Annotated in this window: 14 protein-coding genes; 3 read left to right on the top strand and 11 right to left on the bottom strand. The window is 74.7% G+C overall.

The genetic code is table 11. The features are described 5' to 3' along the window. Positions 1–116: 116 nt before the first annotated feature. The 5 genes from asnB to ACFVHV_RS01670 all read right to left on the bottom strand — a co-directional run bounded on the left by asnB (position 117) and on the right by ACFVHV_RS01670 (position 7,807). A complete protein-coding gene (asnB, locus tag ACFVHV_RS01690; RefSeq protein ID WP_359908116.1) occupies positions 117–1,934 on the bottom strand; it encodes an asparagine synthase (glutamine-hydrolyzing) in 1,818 nt (605 codons plus the stop codon). Beyond that, a complete protein-coding gene (locus tag ACFVHV_RS01685; protein WP_380348063.1) occupies positions 1,931–3,382 on the bottom strand; it encodes a phenylacetate--CoA ligase family protein in 1,452 nt (483 codons plus the stop codon). The genes asnB and ACFVHV_RS01685 overlap by 4 nt, the downstream gene beginning before the upstream one ends. Positions 3,383–3,480: 98 nt before the next feature. Continuing rightward, positions 3,481–5,100 carry an aromatic amino acid lyase gene (locus ACFVHV_RS01680; protein WP_380348062.1) on the bottom strand — a complete coding sequence of 540 codons (1,620 nt, stop codon included), beginning with the start codon at positions 5,098–5,100 and terminating at the stop codon, positions 3,481–3,483. A 203-nt stretch (positions 5,101–5,303) separates the two neighbouring features. Next, positions 5,304–6,506 carry a cytochrome P450 gene (locus ACFVHV_RS01675; RefSeq protein WP_359908108.1) on the bottom strand — a complete coding sequence of 401 codons (1,203 nt, stop codon included), beginning with the start codon at positions 6,504–6,506 and terminating at the stop codon, positions 5,304–5,306. A 101-nt stretch (positions 6,507–6,607) separates the two neighbouring features. Beyond that, complete coding sequence (locus tag ACFVHV_RS01670) at positions 6,608–7,807, bottom strand: acyltransferase family protein (RefSeq protein WP_380348060.1); 1,200 nt, start codon at positions 7,805–7,807, stop codon at positions 6,608–6,610. A gap of 206 nt (positions 7,808–8,013) precedes the next feature. Between ACFVHV_RS01670 and ACFVHV_RS01665 the strand changes: the two genes are divergently transcribed. Together ACFVHV_RS01665 and ACFVHV_RS01660 are read left to right on the top strand one after the other, a co-directional pair. Continuing rightward, positions 8,014–9,486, top strand: coding sequence for an MFS transporter (locus ACFVHV_RS01665; protein ID WP_380348058.1), 1,473 nt, complete (start codon positions 8,014–8,016; stop codon positions 9,484–9,486). Next, positions 9,483–10,523, top strand: coding sequence for an SGNH/GDSL hydrolase family protein (locus ACFVHV_RS01660; protein WP_359908099.1), 1,041 nt, complete (start codon positions 9,483–9,485; stop codon positions 10,521–10,523). Before ACFVHV_RS01665 ends, ACFVHV_RS01660 begins: the two co-directional genes overlap by 4 nt. A 156-nt stretch (positions 10,524–10,679) precedes the next feature. On the opposite strand, the gene ACFVHV_RS01655 is transcribed toward ACFVHV_RS01660, so the two are convergent. The 6 genes from ACFVHV_RS01655 to ACFVHV_RS01630 form a co-directional block, all read right to left on the bottom strand. Then, positions 10,680–12,317 carry a dipeptide ABC transporter ATP-binding protein gene (locus ACFVHV_RS01655; RefSeq protein WP_380348056.1) on the bottom strand — a complete coding sequence of 546 codons (1,638 nt, stop codon included), beginning with the start codon at positions 12,315–12,317 and terminating at the stop codon, positions 10,680–10,682. Then, on the bottom strand, positions 12,314–13,243 hold the full coding sequence (locus ACFVHV_RS01650) for an ABC transporter permease (protein ID WP_380348054.1): 930 nt from the start codon (positions 13,241–13,243) through the stop codon (positions 12,314–12,316). Before ACFVHV_RS01650 ends, ACFVHV_RS01655 begins: the two co-directional genes overlap by 4 nt. Next, positions 13,240–14,199 carry an ABC transporter permease gene (locus ACFVHV_RS01645; RefSeq protein ID WP_359908091.1) on the bottom strand — a complete coding sequence of 320 codons (960 nt, stop codon included), beginning with the start codon at positions 14,197–14,199 and terminating at the stop codon, positions 13,240–13,242. Before ACFVHV_RS01645 ends, ACFVHV_RS01650 begins: the two co-directional genes overlap by 4 nt. After that, complete coding sequence (locus tag ACFVHV_RS01640) at positions 14,196–15,881, bottom strand: ABC transporter substrate-binding protein (RefSeq protein ID WP_359908088.1); 1,686 nt, start codon at positions 15,879–15,881, stop codon at positions 14,196–14,198. The genes ACFVHV_RS01645 and ACFVHV_RS01640 overlap by 4 nt, the downstream gene beginning before the upstream one ends. 452 nt (positions 15,882–16,333) lie before the next feature. Next, positions 16,334–17,137, bottom strand: coding sequence for an IclR family transcriptional regulator (locus ACFVHV_RS01635; protein WP_380348052.1), 804 nt, complete (start codon positions 17,135–17,137; stop codon positions 16,334–16,336). Positions 17,138–17,291: 154 nt separating this feature from the next. Beyond that, positions 17,292–18,596, bottom strand: coding sequence for a M14 family zinc carboxypeptidase (locus ACFVHV_RS01630; RefSeq protein ID WP_359908084.1), 1,305 nt, complete (start codon positions 18,594–18,596; stop codon positions 17,292–17,294). Between the two features lie 548 nt (positions 18,597–19,144). Here ACFVHV_RS01630 and ACFVHV_RS01625 point away from each other — a divergent pair. Beyond that, entirely contained in the window at positions 19,145–21,073 is a 1,929-nt protein-coding gene (locus ACFVHV_RS01625) for a TIGR03960 family B12-binding radical SAM protein (RefSeq protein ID WP_359908081.1), read from the top strand. The last annotated feature ends 81 nt before the right edge of the window (positions 21,074–21,154 follow it).

The raw sequence follows: 21,154 nt of genomic DNA, 5'->3' as shown, positions 1-21,154 counted from the left end.
GTTCAGCCCGGGCGTTCCGTCGGGGCGTTCCGTCGGGCGTGCCCGGGGCGATCGCGGCGCCGCCCGTACCCCGGTGGAGCGGGGGTACGGGCGGCGCGTTCCGTGCGGTCGGAGGGTCAGAGCACCACGCGGACGCCGTACGTCCGCAGCCAGGCGTCCAGCAGCAGCGCGCGCGGCAGCCAGGGCGGCGGGGTGAAGGTGCCGGTGTGCCAGCCGCCGCCGTCCACCTGGGCGCGCAGCGCGTCGGCGTTCAGCAGCGGAAGGGCGGGCGAGTCGCGGTCGGCGAGCAGGGCGCGGACGGCCTCGCGGACCGCCTCCAGGTACTCCGGACTCTGCCCGAACGGGAAACCGCTCTTCTGCCGCCGCACCACCTCGGCGGGCAGCAGATCGGCGACCGCCTCCCGCAGCAGGCCCTTCTCCTGGCCGCCGACCCGCTTGAGCGCCCACGGGGTGTTCCACACGTACTCGACCAGCCGGTGGTCGGTGAACGGCAGCCGGACCAGCAGGCCCGCCGCGAAGCTCATCCGGTCCTTGCGGTCCAGGAGGAAGGGCAGGAAGCGGGTGAGCTGGAGGTGGAAGGCCTCGCGCAGCCGGCGGTCCGCGCCCGACTCGCCCGCCAGCCGCGGGACCTCGGCGAGCGCCTCGCCGTAGCGGGCGGCCACCTCGGCGTCCACGTCCAGGTGTCGGCGCAGCTCGGCGGAGAGCATCCCGCTGCGGTCGGTGATCCCGGCCGACCACGGGAAGTTGGCGGTCGGCCGGTCGGCCTCGGCGGTGAACCAGGGGAAGCCGCCGAAGACGTCGTCCGCGCCCTCGCCGGAGAGCACCACCTCGGCGTGGCCGCGCACCTCGCGGAAGAGCAGGTGCAGCGAGACGTCGAGGTCGCCGACGCCGGGCAGGTCGCGGGCGCGCAGGGTGGCGCCCAGGTGGTCGAGCAGCGAGGGGGCGTCCAGCAGGATCTCGGTGTGCCTGGTGCCCACGTGGTCGACCACCGCCCGGACGTACGGGGCGTCCCGGCTGACGTGCAGGGCGTCCGCCTTGAAGTCGGTCTCGCTGCCAGCGAAGTCGACCGAGTAGGTGGCGATCTTGTCGCCGCCGGCCGCGGCCAGGCCGACGATGGCGCTGGAGTCCAGGCCGCCGGAGAGCAGGGCGCCGGGTTTGACCCCGGTGTCGGCGGACTGCCGGCGCACCGTGTCGGCGAGCAGGGCGCGCACCCGCCGGACGGTGGTCGGCTCGTCGTCGGTGTGCTCGGCGGCCTCCGGGGCCCAGTAGCGCCGGTGGCGCACGCCGTTCGGACCGGCGACCAGCAGCCACCCGGGACGGACCTCGTGCAGGCCGCGGTAGACGGCGTCGCCGGGACGCTTGAGCGCCACGGTGAGGACGTCCACCAGGCCGTTCGCGTCCACCTCGGCGGGCAGCCCGGCGGCCAGCAGGGCCTTCGGTTCGGAGCCGAACGCCAGCGAACCGTCCGGGAGTTCGGCCCAGTAGAGCGGCTCGACGCCGAGCCGGTCGCGGATCAGCACCAGCTCCTCGGTGCGGGCGTCCCAGATCGCCGCCGCGTAACCGCCGACCAGTCGGTCGGCGGCCTCGGCGCCCCACTCCAGGTAGGCGCGCAGGACGAGTTCGGCGTCCGAGCCGTTGCGGATGCGGTGGCCGCGGGCGGTCAGCGCGGTGTGCAGCGGGCCGGGGTTGAGCAGTTCGCCGGAGAAGGCGATGACGGCCGGAGCCGGGTCCAGCTCGGGCGGGAACCAGGGCTGGGGCACGTCGTTGCGTGGCCCGGTGTGGAACTGGCGGTGGCCGAGGCCGGCGTGCCGGGCCAGCCAGGTGCCGCCGCGGCGCGGGCCGCGGTGGGTCAGGGTGTCGGTGAACTCCTGGACGAGTTGGGCCTGTTCGCGCACATCCCCGCTGCGCGACACCAGCCCCGCGATTCCGCTCATGCCCCGACCCCCGTGGCCTCGGCGACCTGGGCCAGCGACTCGCGCACCAGTGAGGTGAGCGGCGCGGGCAGCCGGCCCCAGTTGGCCTCCTCGTTGAGGTCCAGGACCCGGGAGAGCTTCCAGCCCAGGTACTGGCCGAGCGAGGCCAGCGGGGGCAGCTTCTCCACCGGGTGGACGGTCACCGTGTACTCCTCGAACAGCGGGGCGAGGCGCTGTTCCAGCACCTTCGACCAGGAGCCGTCCGGGGTGCCGTCGGTGGTGACCAGGCAGACGAGGGCCCTGCCGCGCAGCACCAGCATGTAGTTGAACACCGAGGCGCCGGGCAGGGCCTCGGCCCACAGCGCCTCCTCCAGGTCGTCCTGGCGGATGTTGTTCTCGGCGAGCAGCAGGACGTCCTGGGCCCGGCCGAGGGTGCGCAGGACGGGCAGCCGGATGCCGCACTCGCAGGGGTCGGTCTCGATCCGGACCAGGTCGCCGGTGCGGTAGCGCAGCAGCGGGCGGGAGGGGATGTCCAGGGTGGTGACGATCAGCTCGCCCTGCACCGGGTCGGTGTCCGGGCCGAGCACGGTGGTGCGGTCGCCGTCGTCGATCTCCAGCAGGTAGCTCTGCAACTGCAGGTGCAGCCGGCGGTGTTCGCAGGTGACGGCGAGGGTGCCGGTCTCCGAGGAGCCGTACGAGCCGACGTAGGCGGTGCCGCCGGTGAGGCGTTCGAGGTGGCGCACGAAGCTGGGGCCGGTCTGTTCGGCCATCAGCAGCAGCCGGTCGAAGCGGGGCAGCGGCAGGCCGTTCCGTTGGGAGAACTGGGCCAGCTCCAGCAGCCGGGACGGCGGTCCGACGTAGACGTTGGCGTTCAGTTCGGAGATCAGTCGCAGCACCCGGGTGTAGTCGCCGGTGATGTTGTCCACCCAGGGGCGGAAGGACATCACCCCGAGGTACTCCAGCACCTTCTCGAACTGGTAGGCGGCGGGTGCGAAGGGGGCGTTGATGAGGATCAGGGCGACATCGGCGGGCCGCAGCAGCCGGCCCCACATCTCGCCGATGTTGAGGGTGTTGACCAGCAGGTCGTCCACCGCCTTGGGGGCGGGGGCCGGGTCGCCGGTGGTGCCGGAGGACTCGTAGTAGTGCAGGAACTCCGACAGCGGGCGGGTGAACGCGCCGGCGCCGTGGCCGCCGAGTTCCTTCTTTCCGAGGAAGGGCAGCGCGGCGAAGGCGTCCAGGGCCTCGGCGGGGGTCAGCGGGGTGTCCGAGCGCAGCCGCTCGGCGAGTTCCCCGGTGAGGGTGCCCGCGTACATCGGGGAGCGCACGGCGGCGGCCAGCGTGGTGGCCAGCTCGGCGCCGTAGCGTTCGGCCGGGTCCTGGCCCTGCCAGGTGCGGTGGATCAGGGCGGTGTGGGAGTCCAGGCGCTCGGCGGCGTCCTGGCGTTGGGCGGGGTCGCGCAGTAGCAGCATCTTCGATAGCTCCTCGGGCTGTGGGAGTCACGGTCGGGGACGTGCCGGTGCGGGGGAGACGGCGAACGGCGGGGGTTCGGACGGCGAAGGGCGGGGGTTCAGGCGGCGAAGGGCTCCGGGAGCCCGGCGGCGCGGCGCAGCGAACCGTCCCGGACCAGGCCGGCCACGGCGGCGATGTCGCCGTCCATCCGCCGGTCGCGGTCGGTGAACGGGGCCTGCTCGCGGATCAGTCCGTGCACCTTCTGGAGGGTGGGCGAGGCCTTGCGCAGGCCGCGCAGCTCGACCGCCTGGGCGACGGCGAGCAGGTGGATCGCGGTGACGTCGCGGGCGAGCTCGACGACCGTACGGGCGTCGCGGGCGGCGATCGTGCCCATGCTCACCTTGTCCTGGTTGTGCGCCTCGGTGGAGCGGGAGAACAGTGAGGCGGGAAGGGCGGTCTTGAGCGCCTCGGCGGTGATCGCGGAGGCGGCGATCTGCATGCCCTTGAAGCCGTGGTGGAGCCCGGCGTGGGCGTCGGTGTCGGCGGCGGGGGCGATCAGGTTGGGCGGCAGGCCGCGGCTGAACTTGGGGTCGACCAGCAGGGCGAGCTGGCGGTCGAGCAGGTCGGCGGTGTTGGCGACGGCGGTCTTGAGGCCGTCCATGGCCTGGCCGACGTGGCCGGCGTAGAAGTTGCCGCCGTGGTGCAGCAAACCCTCCTCGGTGTCGAACAGCGGGTTGTCGGTGGAGGAGTTGACCTCGGTCTCCAGCCAGGGGCGCACCCAGTCCAGGGTGTCCCGCAGCACGCCGGTGACGTGCGGGGCGCAGCGCAGCGAGTACGGGTCCTGGATGCGGTGCTCGTGGGTGAGGAAGCCGCGGTCGCCCAGGCGTTCCTGGCGGTCGAGGATGCCCCGGTAGTCGGTGGCGAGTTCGGAGCCGTCGAGCAGGGCGCGGATCGCGGCCGCGGAGGCGAGCTGGCCGGGGTGCGGCTTCTGGCGGTGCAGGAACGGGTGGAAGTGCGAGGCGTTGCCGTTCAGCGCCTCCACGGCGAGGGCGGTGGCGATGTCGGCGGCGGCGGCGAGTTCGGCCGCGTCGTGGGCGGCGAGGACGGCGAAGGCGGAGGTGAAGGAGGTGCCGTTGATCAGTGCCAGGCCCTCCTTGGCGGTGAGCACCACCGGTTCGATGCCCTCCTCGGCGAGCGCCTCGGCGGCCGGGCGGATCCGGCCGCGGTGCAGCACCTCGCCCTCGCCGAGCAGGGCGTGCGCCAGGTAGCAGAGCGGGACCAGGTCGCCGCTGGCGCCGAGCGAGCCCCGTTCGGGGATGAGCGGCAGGATGTCGGCGGCCAGGTGGCGCAGCAGGGTGTCGACCACGACGGGCCGGATCGCGGAGGGGCCGCGCCCCAGGCAGTTGGCGCGGATCAGCTGGACGGCGCGGGCGACCTCGGGCGCGGCGGTCGGGCCGGTGCCGTTGAGGTGGTAGGTGATCAGGTTCCGCTGGAGCGCGGCGGCGCGGTCGGCGGAGATCTGCCGCCCGACGGAGTCGCCGAATCCGGTGGTGATGCCGTACAGCGGGATGCCGCGCGCCAGCCAGTCCTCCTTGAGGGCGACGGAGGCGGACATCCTCCCGGTGGCGGCGGGGGCGAGGACCGGTCCGGCGGTGCCGGGGCGGGCCCGGGCGACGGAGACGATGTCGGCGAGGGTCAGGTCGTGGCCGGTCAGGGCCAGAGGAGGCGTGGTGGGCATGGGTCCTCGTTCCTGGGCGGAGCGGGCGGTCCGGTCGGAGGGGGCGGTGTACCTGCTGGCCCCAAGTCTCGGGATCGGACAGGTGTTCCGTCTTCGGGCGTCGGTACGGACCGGATCCCGTCCCAACGGCCGGGCGGCGGGCGGCGACCCGGCCCAACGGACGGGCCGTCGGACCGGGTCGCCGGGGCGTCCGCCGAGCCCCGTCACCACTCGACGGGCAGCGCCTTCGGACGCAGTGTCAGCAGGCCGCCGAGCCACTCGACCTCCTCGGCGGGCACCGCGAGCCGCAGCGAGGGCAGCCGGCGGGCCAGGGTGCCGAAGGCGACCTGGAGCTCCATCCGGGCGACGCCCGCGCCGGGGCAGTAGTGGGCGCCGTGGCCGAAGGCGACGTGCTTGGGGTCGGCGCGGGTGAGGTCGAGCCGCTCGGGGTCGTCCACCCGGCGGATGTCGCGGCCGGCCGCGTGCATCACCGGGATGACGCCCTCGCCCTTGGCGACCGGGGTGCCGGCCAGCTCCAGGTCCTCGGTGGCGACCCGCATGAAGCCGATCTCGGACGGCGGGGCGTAGCGCAGCAGTTCCTCGGTCGCGTTGTCCAGCAGGTCGGGGCGCTCGGTGAGCAGCCGCCACTGGTCGGGGTGGCGCAGCAGCTGGTACAGCGCCCGGGAGACCGCGCTGACGGTGGTGTCGTGGCCGGCGACCAGCAGGTTGATGCCGAGCCAGACCAGCTCGCGCTCGTCGAGGCGGTCCTCGTCGTCGCGGGCCGAGATGAGGGTGGAGAGCAGGTCCTCGCCGGGGTTCGCGCGGCGTTCGGCGACCAGCCCGGCGACGTAGGCGGCGGACTCCTGGCGGGCGGCGAGCCGCTCCTCGGGGGTGTGGGCGGTGATGGAGACCAGCCGGTCGGTCCACTGCTGGAGCAGCGGGCGGTCCTCGACCGGGGCGCCGACCATCTCGCAGATCACCCAGACCGGCAGCACGGCGGCGAAGTCGTGGTGCAGGTCGGCCGGCCGGGGACCTTCGACCAGGCGGTCGATGAGCTCGTCGGCGATCTCGACCACCCGGGAGCGCCAGCGCTCGGCCTTGCGCGGGGTGAAGGCGGGGGAGATCAGCCGGCGCAGCCGGGCGTGGTCGGGGCCCTCCTGGTTGAGCAGGTTGTACGGGTTGTCGGAGAAGTCCTCGCCGGAGACGGTGCGCACGGCGCCCGGCTCGCGCAGCGCGGCCCGGGACAGCCGCTGGTCGGAGAGCGCGGAGACGACCTCGTCGTAGCCGGTGACCAGCCAGGCCTGGTCGCCGCTGGGCAGCCGGACCCGGCTGACCGGGCACTTGGCGCGCAGTTCGGCGAACTCGGCGGGCGGCTCGCCGTAGGGGGAGAGCGGAAGGGGGTAGGCGGTGAGGTCCTGGTCGGTCATCGGTCTGCCTCTCGGTGGGATCGCTGGGGTCGTGGTCGGGCGGTCGTGGTCTGGTGGTCGTGGTTCCGGTCGGGGGTGCGGGTGCGGGCGCGGGCTCGGGATCAGGTGGTCGGGGCTTCGGTCAGGCGGCCGGTGTCCGGGTCGGGGGCGGGCGCCGGGCCGGCCGGGGGGCCGACCGGGGGGCTCGGGGGCGTGGCGTCGGCGGTGCGCCGGCGGGGTGCGGCGAGCAGCCGTACGGCCGGGAGCTCGACGCACCGGTGCAGGAGCCCGGCGAGCAGCCAGGCGGCGGTGAACGCGCCGAGCAGCAGCGCGGCGGCGACCGGGGTGGTGAAGGTCCGTCCGGCGCCGAGGGCGCGGTGGCCGTGGTCCAGGATCAGCCGGTGGACCAGGTAGAAGGCGAAGGTCCAGCTGCCGAGGGTGACCAGTGGCCGGGAGGTGAGGAAGGTGCGCCGGCCGGCCACGTCCCGGGCGGCGAGCGCGGGCAGCAGCAGGGCGATCGGGACGATCGCGGGGGTGGTCAGCCCCCACAGGAACGGCAGCTGCTTGGCCAGGAGTTGGGCCGGGATCAGGAGCAGGGCGGCGGGCAGGGCGCCGATCGGCAGCCGGCGGCCGGTGAGGACGATCCGGGCGAGCAGGATGCCCAGCACGAACTCCAGCAGCCGCACCGGCGGGAACACGTAGACGAACCAGAACTGCCACACCGAGCCGGAACCGAAGGGCAGCGGCGGACGGTCCGGCAGCAGGGCGGAGGCGGCCGGGACGAGCAGGACCGCGGCGATCACCCCGGCGGTCCAGGCCCAGAGCCGTTCGGGGCGGATCTTCCGGATCCAGCGCACCAGCAGCGGGAAGGCGGCGTAGAAGAAGATCTCGCAGGAGATCGACCAACTGACGTCGTTGAGGCTGGAGAAGACCTCGCGGTCCGGGTTCCAGGTGTGCACCAGGAACAGGTTGGGAACGGCCTGGCGGGCGGTCGCGGCGTGGCCGGCCACGGCGAGCAGCACCAGCGCGGCGGCCCAGGTGAGCACGTGCAGCGGGTAGATCTTGGCGGCCCGGCGGCGCCAGAAGCCGCGGGCGCTGTGGTCGGGGCGCGAGCCCCAGGTGATCACGAAGCCGCTGAGGACGAAGAAGCAGCTGATCGCGGTCCAGGCGCCGTTGGCGACGAGCCAGGCGTAGGCGTCGGCGACCCCCGCGTCGCCGAACGGTTTCTCCATGTCCGCGTGGAAGGCGAAGACCGGGACCACGATCAGGAATCTGACGCCGGTGAGCGAGGGCAGGCGGGGACGTCTGACGGATTCGGGCATGGGTGGGCAACTCCCCCGTGGGTAGGGCCGATATTTCTAAGGTTCGGCAATTATCAAACAATAGGAAGTCAACTCGCGGAGATGCAAGGGGTGTTGGTGGTCGCGTGGCGCAGAGATTGTTTGACGCTAGATGATTTGACTGCTACGTTCAGCCCACTTGATTGAGATGCAGACGATTGTCTGCCAGATGGATTGGGAGAGGGCCGATGCCGGACACGGCGCCCCGCACCCTCGGCGCGCACAAGGGGTTGGCACTCCTGGTGCTCTGCGCCCAGCTCTTCCTCGACTCGATGGACGTCTCCCTGATGGGTGTCGCCCTGCCGGAGATCAAGCAGGACCTCGGCCTCGGGCCTGAGACGCTGCAGTGGATCATCTCCGGCTACGCCGTCGCCTACGGCGGCTTCCTGCTGCTCGGCGGCCGAGCCGCCGACCTCTTCGGCCGGCGCCGGCTCTTCTTCTGGGCCACCGCCGTGTTCGCCCTGGTCAGCCTCGCCGGCGGGCTCGTCTCCGACGGCACCCTGCTGGTCGTCAGCCGCGTCATCAAGGGCGTCGCCGCCGCCTTCATCGCCCCCGCGGCGATGTCGATCATCACCACCACGTTCAAGGAGGGCCCCGAGCGCACCCGCGCGATGGGCATCTTCTCCCTCACCGGCGCCAGCGGCTACGCGGCCGGCCTGGTGTTCTCCGGCGTCCTGACCGAAGTGCACTGGCGGCTCATCTTCTTCGTCCCCTTCGTCGTCGCCTCGCTCGTCCTCGCCGTCACCAACTACGCCGTCGCCCCCGACCAGGCGCGCACCGGCGAACGGCCCGGCTTCGACGCGGCCGGCGCGCTCACCGCCACCGCCGGCGTCCTGCTGCTCGTCCTCGGACTCGTCCGCGCCCCCGAAGCCGGCTGGGGCTCCGCCGCCACCCTCGGCTCGCTGATCGCCGCCGTCGTGCTGCTGGTCGTCTTCGTGGTCATCCAGCAGCGCCGCACCGACCCGCTGCTGCCGCTGCGGATCTTCCGCTCTCGCACCCTGTCCACCGCCAACACCATCGGCCTGGTCTGGGCCTGCGCCACCATCGGCTGGCAGTTCATCGCCCTGCTCTACCTCCAGCAGGTGCTCGGCTACAGCGCCCTCCAGGCGGGCCTGGCGATCGTCCCGATGGCCGCCGCGATCCTGCTCGCCGTCAACCTCGCGCCCAAGCTGATCAACCGCTCCGGGCTGCGCCCGGCGGCCGTCCTCGGCCTGCTCCTCCAGGGCGGCGGCATCCTGCTGTTCCTGCGCACCGGCACCGACAGCAACTACCTGAGCGTCCTGCTGCCCGCGCTGATCGTGCACGGGCTCGGCAACGGCACCAGCTTCCTCGCCTTCAACATCGCCGCGGTCGGCGGCGTGAAGAACGAGGACCAGGGGCTGGCCACCGCGCTGGTCACCGCCGCCCTCCAGCTCGGCGGCGGCATCGGCGTCGCCGTCGGCGCGGCGGTGCTCACCGGCGTCGGCGGCGCCTCGCCCTCGCTCTCCGCGTACCACTGGGCCTTCCTGGTCGCCGCGCTCTTCTCGGCCGTCGGGCTGGTCGCCGCCGCCCTCGGGCTGGGGGCGCCGAAGGGCGGGGACGCCGCGCAGGCGCCGCCCGCCGAGGCCGCGCCCGCCGAGGCGCAGGCCCTGGCCGCCGACCTCCAGGAGGGCCGGGCGTGACCGCCACCCGGCCCGCCGCCACCGCCGCCGCCGTCGAACACCTCACCCCGGACGACCCCCGGCTCTCCTGGGACGGCATCAGCGGCCTGGCCCGGCACGAGGACCGCTGGATCCCGCTGCGCCTGCCGCTGGACCGGGTGGCGACCACCCTCTCCGCCGACTTCGCCCGCCTCGCCCGACTCCCGGCCGGCGCCCGCTTCGGCCTGCGCACCGACGCCGTCGAACTGGTCCTGGAACTGGACGCCGAACCCGGCAGCGCGCCGCTGGACGTGGTGGTGGACGGCGTCGTCGCCCACCGGTGGCACCCGGTGCCCGGCCGCCACCGGCTCACCCTGCCGCTGCCCGCCGGCGCGAACGGCCCGGCCGAGGTGGAGATCTGGCTGCCGCACCTCAGCCGCACCTGGATCGGCCGGCTCTCGCTGCACGGCCACCGGGTGCTGGAGCCGCTCGAACGCACCGGCCCGCGCTGGATCGCGTACGGCAGCTCGCTCACCCACGCGATGTTCCCGCACGGCCCGTCCGAGAGCTGGGTCTCCCTGGTGGCCGTCCGGCACGGCTGGCGGCTGCGCAACCTCGGCTTCGCCGGGGAGGCGTACCTGGACCCGCTGGTCGCCCGCGTCCTGCGGGACACCCCGGCCGAGCTGATCACCCTGGAGATCGGCACCAACGCCTACATCCGCAGCGTGTTCACCGCGCGCAGCTGGGGCTCGGCGGTGTGCGGCTTCGTCGAGACCGTCCGCGACGGCCACCCCGACACCCCGATCGCGGTGATCGCCGCGCTGCCCTCGGTGGAGCGGGAGAAGGCGGTCAACGCCGCCGGGCTCACCCTGGAGGGCATCCGGGAGCTGACCGGCGAGGCGGTCCGGGTGCTCCAGCGGCTCGGCGACCGGCGGCTGCACCTGGTCGACGGCCGCGAGGTGCTGCCCGTCGCCGAGGCCGACCGGGTCTACGCGGACGGGCTGCACCCGACCCCGGACGGCGAGCACGACCTCGCCGACCGGGCCGCGCCGATCCTCCGGCGGTTCCTGCCGGGCTGACGGCCGGTCCTGCCGGGTTGGCGGTCGACTCCTGCCCGCCCGGCGTCCGGCTCCTGCCGGGCCGACGGCCGCACCCGGCCGGAGCGGTGTCCGGCTCCGAACGACGGTGCCCCGACGGGACGTTCCCGCCGGGGCGCCGTCGTGTGCCGGGGCCCGTCAGACCGCCGCGGTCCGTGCGGGCAGCCGGGGCACCGCCGCCAGCAGCTGCCGGGTGTACGGGTGCTCGGGGGAGCGGAACACCCGCTCGGCCGGGCCGTACTCGACCGCCCGGCCGTCCTTCATCACCAGCACCCGGTCGCTCACCTGGCGCACCACCGCGAGGTCGTGCGAGATGAACAGCATCGCCAGGCCCAGCTCGGCCCGCAGCCGGGCCAGCAGCTCCAGCACCTGCGCCTGCACCGAGACGTCCAGTGCCGACACCGGCTCGTCGCAGACCAGCAGCCGCGGCCCGGTGGCCAGCGCCCGGGCGATCGCCACCCGCTGGCGCTGCCCGCCGGACAGCGAGCGCGGCCGCCGCTCCAGGTGCTGCTCGCCGAGGCCCACCTGGGTCAGCAGTCCGACCGCCCGCTCCCGCCGGGCCGCGCCGCGGGCCACCCCGGCGACCGCCAGCGCCTCGGCCAGGATCCGCCGGACGGTGAAGCGCGGATCGAAGGAGGCCAGCGGGTCCTGGTGGACCAGTTGCACGGCGGCCCGGGCCGGACGGCGCTCGCGCTCGGGCAGCGCGCTCCACGGGCGGCCGTCCAGCAGCACCTCCCCGGCGTCCGGGGCCAGCATGCCCATCACCAGCTGGGCGGTGGTGCTCTTGCCGGAGCCTGACTCGCCGACGATGCCCAGGGTCTCGCCGGGCGCGAGCGTGAACGACACGTCGGCGACCGCCTCCCGCAGGCCGCCGTCCGGGGTGCGGTAGCGCTTCACCAGGCCCCTGGCGGTGAGGAGCCGGTCCTGCTCCTGCCCCTGGTCCTGTTCCTGCTTCCGCTCCTGCGCGTCGGCCGCCGGGGCCGGCCCCGGTCGGTCCGGATCGGGCGCGGCCGCCAGCAGCATCCGGGTGTACGGGTGCTCGGGCGTACCCAGCACCCGGTCGGCCGGTCCGCTCTCCACGATCCGGCCGTCCTTCATCACCGCGATCCGGTCCGCCAGCCGGGCCACCACCGCCAGGTCGTGGCTGATCAGCAGCAGGGCCGTCCCCTTGGCCTTCAACTCGCCGAGCAGGTCGAGCACTTGGGCCTGCACCGTGACGTCCAGCGCGGTGGTCGGCTCGTCCGCGACCAGCACCCGCGGCCCCGCCGCCAGCGCGGAGGCGATCAGCGCCCGCTGGCGCAGCCCGCCGGAGAGCTGGTGGGGGTACTGCCGGGCCCGTTCGGCCGGCTCCGGAACCCCGACGTCGCCCAGCAGCTCCTCGACCCGGCCCGGCACCTCGGCCTTCGGCAGCACCCGGTGGGCGAGCAGCGGCTCGCCCACCTCGGTGCCCACCCGGCGCAGCGGGTCCAGCGCGGACAGCGCGTCCTGGAGCACCAGTGCGACGGTGCGGCCGCGCACCCGGCGCCACTCCCGCTCGCCGAAGGCGGCGGCGTCCCGGCCCTCGACCAGGAAGCGCTCGGCCCGGACGGCGGCACCGGGCGCGGTCAGTCCGACCAGCGTCCGGGCCGTGACGCTCTTGCCCGAGCCGGACTCCCCGACCAGCGCCAGGCACTCGCCCGCCGACAGCGACAGCGACACCCCGGCCACCGCCGCGGTCCGCTGCCTGCCGTGGCCGAACTCGACGCTCAGGCCCTCCAGTTCGACGATCGGGCTCATGGCGTCCGTCCTTCCAGGCGGCGGTGCAACTGACGGCCGAGCACGGTGATCGCGACCACCACGGCGGTGATGGCGGCCCCCGGGAACACCGCGATCCACCAGGCGGTGGACAGGAAGTCGCGCCCCTGGGAGAGCATCGCCCCCCACTCCGGGGCGGGCGCCTTGGGTCCGAGCCCGAGGAAGCTGAGCGCCGAGCCCGAGACCACGGCGGTGCCGACGGCCAGCGTGGCGGGCACCGTCAGCGGCCCCAGGGTGTTCGGCAGCACGTGCCGCAGCACCACGGCCGCCCGGGGCACCCCCAGGGCCGTCGCGGCACGCACGTACTCCGAGCCGCGCACCACCATCGCCTGCCCGCGCACCAGCCGGGCGAACCCGGGGGTGGCCGCGATCGCGATGGCCAGCAGCGCGTTGCCGGTGCCCGGACCCACCACCGCGATCACCAGCAGCGCGAGCAGCAGTTCGGGCAGCGCCAGGAGGACGTCCACCGCGCGCATCGCCACCTGGTCGCCGATCCGGCCGGACAGCGCGGCCGGCAGGCCGACCAGCAGGCCCGCCAGGACCGACAGCGCCGTCGCGCCGAGCCCGATCAGCAGCGAGTACCGGGCGCCGTGCACCACCCGGGCGTACACGTCCCGGCCCAACTGGTCGGTGCCCAGCCAGTGTTCGGCCCCCGGCGGGGTGAGCGCGGCGACCGGGTCGGCCGCCGTCGGGTCGGCGTGCGCGAGCAGGGCGGGCCAGGCGCAGGCCACCACCGCCGCCGCCAGGACCAGCGCGGCGAGCAGCACCCCGGGCCGTACCCGGTCCGCCCGCCCGCCGCCCGAGCGGACCGCCCGGGCGGCCGGCCCGGAGGCCGGCGCGACGTCGGAGTCGGGGGCGGGAACGGCGTCGGGGGCGGGGGCGATGCCGGGGGAGAGGGGGCCGGTCATGCCGCCACCTCCCGCACCCGGCCGGCGCCGCGCAGCCGGGGGTCGATCAGCAGGTAGAGCGCGTCCACCGCGGTGTTCACCACCAGGTAGACCGCGGCGGACAGCAGGATCAGCCCGATCACCACCGGCAGGTCGTGCCCGGTGACCGCGTCCAGCGCCACCCGGCCCAGACCCGGCCGGGCGAACACCGTCTCCACCAGGACCGTCCCGCCCAGCAGCCCGCCCACCAGCCAGCCGCCCAGCGTGACCGCCGGCACCAGCGCGTGCCGCAGCGCGTGCCGGCCGCGCAGCGCCAGCGGGCCGATCCCGCGCGAACGGGCGGTCAGTGCGAACGGCTCGTGCAGCGCCGACTCCAGCCCCTCCCGCAGCACCTGCGAGAGCAGCGAGCCGAACGGCACCGCCAGGGTCACCGCCGGCAGCACCAGCGACTGCCAGCCCTCCGCCCCGGCGACCGGGAACAGCCGCAGGTGGAAGGAGAACAGCGTGAGCAGCAGGACCCCCAGCCAGAACGGCGGGGTGGAGATCGCCAGCAGCTCCGCCCCGGAGGCCGCGCCGCGCACCGCCCGTCGCCGCCCGGCCGTGGTCACCGCGGACACCAGGGCGAACACCAGGATCAGCCCGAACGCCGTCAGCGCGAGCCCCGCGGTCGGGCCGAGCTGCTCGCCGATGATCCGGCTCACCGGCTGCTGCTGCTGGTAGGAGCGGCCGAGGTCGCCGCCCAGCAGCCGGCCCAGGAAGGTCAGGTACTGCTCGAACAGCGGGCGGTCCAGCCCGAACTCCCGGGTGATCTCCGCCCGGACGGCCGCCGAACCGGTGGTCACCGAGCCGCCGAGCAGGGTCGACACCGGGTCGCCGGGCACCAGGTGCAGCGCCAGGAACCCCAGGGTGGCCGCACCCCAGAGCACCAGGACCGCACCGCCCAGCCGGTGCAGCACCGCGCGCGCGACCCGTGTCACTTGTTCTTCCAGACGCCGGCGAACTGCGGCCACGCGTTCGCGTCGAACGCCAGGCCCCGGACGAGCTGGGTGTGCCCGATCAGATTGGTGGTCACGTACAGCGGCAGCACCGTGCCGTGCTCCACCGCCCACCGCTCGGCCTTGGTGTAGTCGGCCTTGCGGGCGGCCGGATCGGTGGTCGCCGCGCCCGCCGTCAGCCAGCCGTCGAGCTCCGGGTCCTTGCTGAGCGACACGTTCTGGCCGCCGGCCGCCGGGGTGTTGGAGGAGAGGTAGAAGCCCGCCAGGATCGCCGGGTCGGCCCGCACCCAGGAGTTGTCCCACAGGTCGTAGTCGCCGCTCGCGTAGATCTTGAAGTAGGTGCCGTTGTCGATCGAGTCGCGGACCAGCTCGACCCCGGCCTTCTTCAGGTCCGCCTGGATGCCCGCCGCCAGGGTGTCGCGCTGGTCGCGCACCAGCGAGGCGATGTACGGCCAGTGCAGGGTCAGCCGCTTGCCGTCCTTCACCCGGTAGCCGTCCGCGTCCCTGGCGCTCCAGCCGGCCTCGTCCAGCAGCTTGCCGGCCGCCGCCGCGTCGTGCGGCAGCGCGTCCTTCAGCCCGGCCTCGTACGCCGCCGGGGTGGTCGGGCTCAGCGGGCTCCAGGCGCGCTCGTACTCGCCGAAGTAGATGCTCTTGACCAGCGCGTCCACGTCCACCGACCGCTGGACGGCCCGGCGCACCCGCTCGTCCTGCAGCGGCCCCCGGGTGGTGTTCAGGAACAGCGAGTAGACCACGCCGGGGTTCTGCGTGCGGTTCACCTCGATGCCGGTGGCCGCCCGCACCGTGCGCACCGCGGTGACCGGCAGCGTGGCCGCGTCCACCTGGCGGCTGGTCAGCGCGCCGCTGCGGACCGAGTCCTCGGGCAGGAAGCGGATCGTCAGCCCGTCCAGGTACGGCGCGCCCTGGTTCGCGGCGCCCTCCGGGGCCCAGGCGTAGGCGTCGTTGCGCTTGAACTCGACGTGGTCGTTCTTGACGTACTCGGTCTCCTTGAACGGCCCGGTGCCCACCGAGTTCTCGCCGCCCGCGCACAGCTGGTCCGCCTTCTCCGCCAGCGACTTCGGCGAGGCGATGCCCAGGTAGGGGGTGGCGACCGCCTGCAGGAACGGCACGTACGGCTCGGCGAAGGACACCCGGACGGTGTGCGGGTCCACCACCTCCGTGCCGGTGTACGGGCCGAGCAGGCTGGCCGCGTACAGCGACTTGGTCCTCGGGTCCTTGACGTGGTCCAGGTTGGCCTTCACCGCGGCCGCGTCGAAGACCGTGCCGTCGTGGAAGGTGACGCCCTCGCGCAGCTGGAAGGTGTACGTGCGGGCGTCCGGCGAGATCTGCCAGGACTTCGCCAGCCACGGGTGGAAGGCGCCCTTGTCGTCCAGGTACACCAGCGAGTCGAAGACGTTGCGCTGGATCACCGCCGTCACGTCGCCGGGGCTGACGTGCGGGTCCAGGCAGGACGTGCCGACCGCCACCGCGTACTTCAGGGTGCCGCCGCGCACCGGGGCACCCTCGGCGCCCGCCCCCGGCCCGGCCGGGCCCGCCGAGGAGCAGCCGGCGAGCAGGACGGCCGCCAGACCGGCGGCGGGCACGGACGAGGGGACGGCGAACGGACGGCGGACGCGCCGGGCGGCGGGCACGGGTCTGCTGGGCATGGGTGACTCCTTGGTGGTGCCGGTGGAGGGCGTACGGGACTGCCGCCGGGCGCGGGCGCGCACGGCGGGGGAAGGGGGAGAGGAGAAAGATGGGGCGGATCCTGCGTCGGATCCCGCGTCGGATCCGCGCCGGGCCTCGCTCGGGCGTCAGGCCGAGGCGCGGCAGGCCGAGGAGCGGCAGGGGGCGCCGGGCACACCGGTGCCACGGGCGCGGTCGAGGGCGCGACATCGGCCACGGCTGCCCGGACCACCCGCCGACGGGGCGAGGCCCCGCGCGGCCGGTGTCCTGCCACCGCTGCTGTGCACTGCGGCCTCCGATGCCTGCGCGTTCGCCCGTTTCGCGCACCAGGGTGCCCGCTACCGGCGGTTCCTGGCCACCGCGGCGTTCCACCCAGTGGAAGACGCCGCCCGGCGGGGCGCGTCACCCGGGGAAGACCCCCTCCGGGGGCGTGTCACCCGGCGGGGGGCGCCTCCTCCGCGGCCACCGAACGCGCGACCTCGGCCGCCATCAGCCGCCCCGCCTCGCGCAACCGCCCCTCGTACCGGGCCGGATCCACCGGCGCGGCCACCACCAGCCCCAGCGCGGCCAGCAGCGAACCGTCCGGATGGAACACCGGCACCGCCACCGCCCCGTACGCCGGCTGCATCTCCCGGCGCGCGTACCCCACACCCCCGCGCCGCACCGCCGCCAGCTCCCGGCCCAGCCGGCCCGGCGCCACCACCGTGTACCGGGTGTGCCGCGCGCCCGCCGCCGACAGACCCGCCGCCACCTCCCGCACCAGCGCCTCCGGCGCGTGCGCCAGCAGCACCCGGCCCACCGCCGTGGCGTGCAGGTCCATCCGCCCGCCCACCCGCACCTGGAACGGCGAGGACTGCGCCGCCGCACTCGGCAGCCGGTCCAGCAGCAGCGCCGAACGGCCGTCCAGCGCCGCCACCAGCGCGGTCTGCCCGGTCCGCTCGTGCAGCTCCCGCAGGGCCGGCTGCGCCAGCTCCCGGATGCGGCGCAGGCACGGCGCCAGCGCCCCCAGCGCCCACAGCCGCCGCCCCAGCCGGTACCCGCCGTCCCGCTGCCGCTCCAGCGCGCCCCAGGCGACCAGCTCACGCACCATCCGCAGCGCCGTCGGCGCCGGCAGCCCGGTCTGCCGCGCGATCTCGGCCAGCCGCAGCGACTCCCGCTCCCCGTCGAACGCCTCCAGCACCGAGAACACCCGCCCGGCCACCGAGCGCCCCCCGGCCTCCCCCGAATTCCCCGCCACCCGCCCCACCCTCCACCGCCACCGCCGCCCACATCCCGTCACCCGCCCCAACACCCGCGCCCGGCACGCGGATTCCGCGGTGCGGGCTCCGCGTACCGCGGCCCTGCGCGAGGCCGCCCGGCGGAACCGGGCCGGCGGATCCGGGCCGGGCACCCTAGAGCAGGCAGTCGGCGGTGGTGAGGACGGCCCGCGTCTGGTGGGCGAGTTGCTCCTGGACGGGGACCCAGCGGGCGCCGAAGCGGTGGCGCAGCCGGTCGAGGCTGTCGGTGACGACGGCGCGGGCGCGGTCGCGGGCGGCCTCGGCGGCGGGGTCGCGGGCGTCGGCGAGCAGCCGCAGCAGGACCGACGCGACCCGCAGCGGCACGCGGGCCGCGACCAGGCCGGCGGTGGTCACCCGGGAGGCGGTGAGCGGCTCGGAGCCCCAGCGCTCCAGCCACTCCTCGGCCACCCGCGGGGCGGCCGCCAGGCTGAGTTCGACGGTGCGCAGCAGCGGGCCGAACGCCTCGTGGCCGTAGGCCTCGTACTGGTGCGCGGCGACGCCCGGGAGCAGGGCGGCGAGCTCCTCGGCGCGTGCGGTGAGGTCGCGGGCGGCCGCGGCGAGGGTCTGCGCCCCGGCCGGGTGGGGACGGGCGTCGCCGACCGCGTCGACGGCCCACATCGGGACCTCCAGCACCGCGCTGACCGCGCCGTACCGGGCCGCGTACGACCAGGTGGACAGCTCCGGCTCGTCCGGCAGGGCCCGGGAACCCCCGGTGCCCGGGGCCGGCATCAGATAGGTGCCCGGGTCCGGGCTGGCCCAGCCGATCGCGTCGTAGGAGTCCACGTCGAGCGGGACGCCGGCCCGTTCCGCGGAGCGGGCGAAGCGCCCGGCCAGGCCCTGGACCGGGCGGGTGAGCTGGACGAACGCGCCGCCGAAGTCCACCCCGTGCAGCGAGCACTGGAGGAAGGGGCGCAGCTCGTCGATCAGGCCGGTCAGCGCCAGGCTCTCCGGCATCGGCGGGCGGCCGGAGCCGGGGGCGGGCAGCAGTTCGGGCTGCTCCTCGAAGGAGGGGCGGAAGAAGTGCTCGTAGTGGCGCCGCATGGTGAGCGGGCCGTCCAGCCAGCCGGCGTTGAGCGCGGCACCGTCCGGGTCGAGGCAGAGCAGCAGGTGCCAGGAGACGCCGGGGCAGGCGGGACGGTCCAGCAGCACCTCGGCGAGCCGGACGGTCCCGGCGGTGCCGATCGGCTCGTTGGGGTGCGGGCCGCCGACCACCAGCACCGCGCGCGGCCCGCGGTCCACGGAGAGCAGCATCAGCGGGCGCCCGGCCCGGGAGCGGCCCACCTCGCGCAGCCGGCAGCGGTCCGGGTGCCGCAGGGCGAGCCGGCGGGCGGCGGACTCGGCCTGGGCGGGCGTGGGGTAGCGGGCCGGCCGGTTGTCGAGGGGCCGGAGGGGGCGGATCCGCCGACCGGTGTCGGTCATGGTTCTCCTAGCGCCGGTCGTACGGCCGCCGGGGCGCGGGCGTGCGGGTGCGCCGCCGGGCACGGCGTGCGGGCGGGGGACGGGGGCGGGAACGGGGCGGGGCGCCGCGCGGGCCGGGACGGGGGCCGAGCGGAGCCGGGACGGGGCCTGGCGGGGGCGGACAGGGCCGTGCCGGAGCGGCCCGTGGTGAGGGAGGGTCGCGCCGGCCGGAAAACCGAGAGGGCCGAGCGTACGACTCAACTTCCTTGTCCGGAAGGGGGGCAGATCTCTTTGGCGGAGCCCTGTCAGTACCGCACGGTCCTTCCGGGCGTGTCAACGGCGGACGGCACCGGCCGGCGGGCGCGCACTGCGCGTGCCGGGGCGGGCACCGGCGGGTGCCGGCGGACGGCGGCGGGCACGGGCGGACACCGGCCGTCCGGGAGGCGCCGGAGCGCGCGGGGCCCGTGATCCGGGGCAGACGGCCCGTTCCCCGGATTGGGCTACCCTTGAGGGTCACCCCTCCCGTGCCGGCCAGCGGCACCGAATCACGTCGTAAGGGTTCCTAGTACATGACTGTCGAATCGGTCTTCCCACGCCTGGAGGCCCTCCTCCCGCACGTCCAGAAGCCGATCCAGTACGTCGGCGGCGAGCTCAACTCGACCGTCAAGGACTGGGACGCCTGCGACGTCCGTTGGGCGTTGATGTACCCCGACGCCTACGAGGTCGGCCTGCCCAACCAGGGCGTCATGATCCTCTACGAGGTGCTGAACGAGCGCGAGGGCGTGCTCGCCGAGCGCACCTACAGCGTCTGGCCGGACCTCGAGGCGCTGATGCGCGAGCACGACGTCCCCCAGTTCACCGTGGACGCCCACCGCCCGGTGAAGGCCTTCGACGTGTTCGGGCTGTCGTTCTCCACCGAGCTCGGCTACACCAACATGCTCACGGCGCTCGACCTGGCCGGCATCCCGCTGGAGGCCGCGGCCCGCACCGACGAGGACCCGATCGTCCTGGCCGGCGGCCACGCGGCCTTCAACCCGGAGCCGATCGCCGACTTCATCGACTGCGCCGTGGTCGGCGACGGCGAGCAGGCCGTCCTCGACATCACGGAGATCATCCGCGCCTGGAAGGCCGAGGGCCGCCCGGGCGGCCGGGACGAGCTGCTGCTGCGCCTGGCCCGCACCGGCGGGGTGTACGTCCCGAAGTTCTACGACGTGGAGTACCTGGCCGACGGCCGGATCGGCCGCGTCGTGCCGAACGCCCCGGGCGTGCCGTGGCGGGTGTCCAAGCACACCGTGATGGACCTGGACGAGTGGCCGTACCCGAAGCAGCCGCTCGTCCCGCTCGCGGAGACGGTGCACGAGCGGATGTCCGTGGAGATCTTCCGCGGCTGCACCCGCGGCTGCCGCTTCTGCCAGGCCGGCATGATCACGCGCCCCGTGCGGGAGCGAAGCATCACCGGCATCGGCGAGATGGTGGAGCGCGGGCTGAAGGCGACCGGCTTCGAGGAGGTCGGCCTGCTGTCGCTGTCCAGCGCCGACCACACCGAGATCGGCGACATCGCCAAGGGCCTGGCGGACCGGTACACCGAGGACAAGATCGGCCTGTCGCTGCCGTCCACCCGCGTCGACGCCTTCAACATCGACCTCGCCAACGAGCTGTCCCGCAACGGGCGCCGCTCGGGCCTCACCTTCGCCCCCGAGGGCGGCAGCGAGCGCATGCGCAAGGTGATCAACAAGATGGTGTCGGAGGAGGACCTGATCCGCACCGTCGCCACCGCGTACGGCAACGGCTGGCGCCAGGTGAAGCTGTACTTCATGTGCGGCCTGCCGACCGAGACCGACGAGGACGTGCTCCAGATCGGCGAGATGGCGAAGAACGTCATCCAGAAGGGCCGCGAGGTCACCGGCCAGAACGACATCCGCTGCACCGTCTCCATCGGCGGGTTCGTGCCCAAGCCGCACACCCCGTTCCAGTGGGCCCCGCAGCTGTCCGCGGAGGACACCGACGCCCGCCTGGCCAAGCTGCGCGACTCGATCCGCGGCGACCGCAAGTACGGCAAGAACATCGGCTACCGCTACCACGACGGCAAGCCGGGCATCGTCGAGGGCCTGCTCTCCCGCGGCGACCGCCGGGTCGGCGCGATCATCCGCGCGGTCTACGAGGACGGCGGCCGCTTCGACGGCTGGCGCGAGTACTTCTCGTACGACCGCTGGATGGCCTGCGCCGACAAGGGCCTGTCCGGCACCGGCGTCGACGTCGACTGGTACACCACCCGCGAGCGCACCTACGAGGAGGTGCTGCCCTGGGACCACCTGGACAGCGGCCTCGACAAGGACTGGCTCTGGGAGGACTGGCAGGACGCCCTGGAGGAGGTCGAGGTCGACGACTGCCGCTGGACCCCGTGCTTCGACTGCGGCGTGTGCCCGCAGATGGACACCCAGATCCAGATCGGCCCCACCGGAAAGAAGATGCTCCCCCTGACGGTGGTCAACAAGTAGCGCGTCCCCCCGTCCCGGGGGCGGCCCCCCGCCACCGGGCGGGCGCGGGCGGGCGGGGCGGGGGGGTGGGGGGGGGGCGCA

Source organism: Kitasatospora sp. NPDC127116, assembly GCF_042677365.1.
GTDB classification, from domain to species: domain Bacteria; phylum Actinomycetota; class Actinomycetes; order Streptomycetales; family Streptomycetaceae; genus Kitasatospora; species Kitasatospora lactacystinica.
This window is presented reverse-complemented; position numbering and strand designations above follow the sequence as displayed.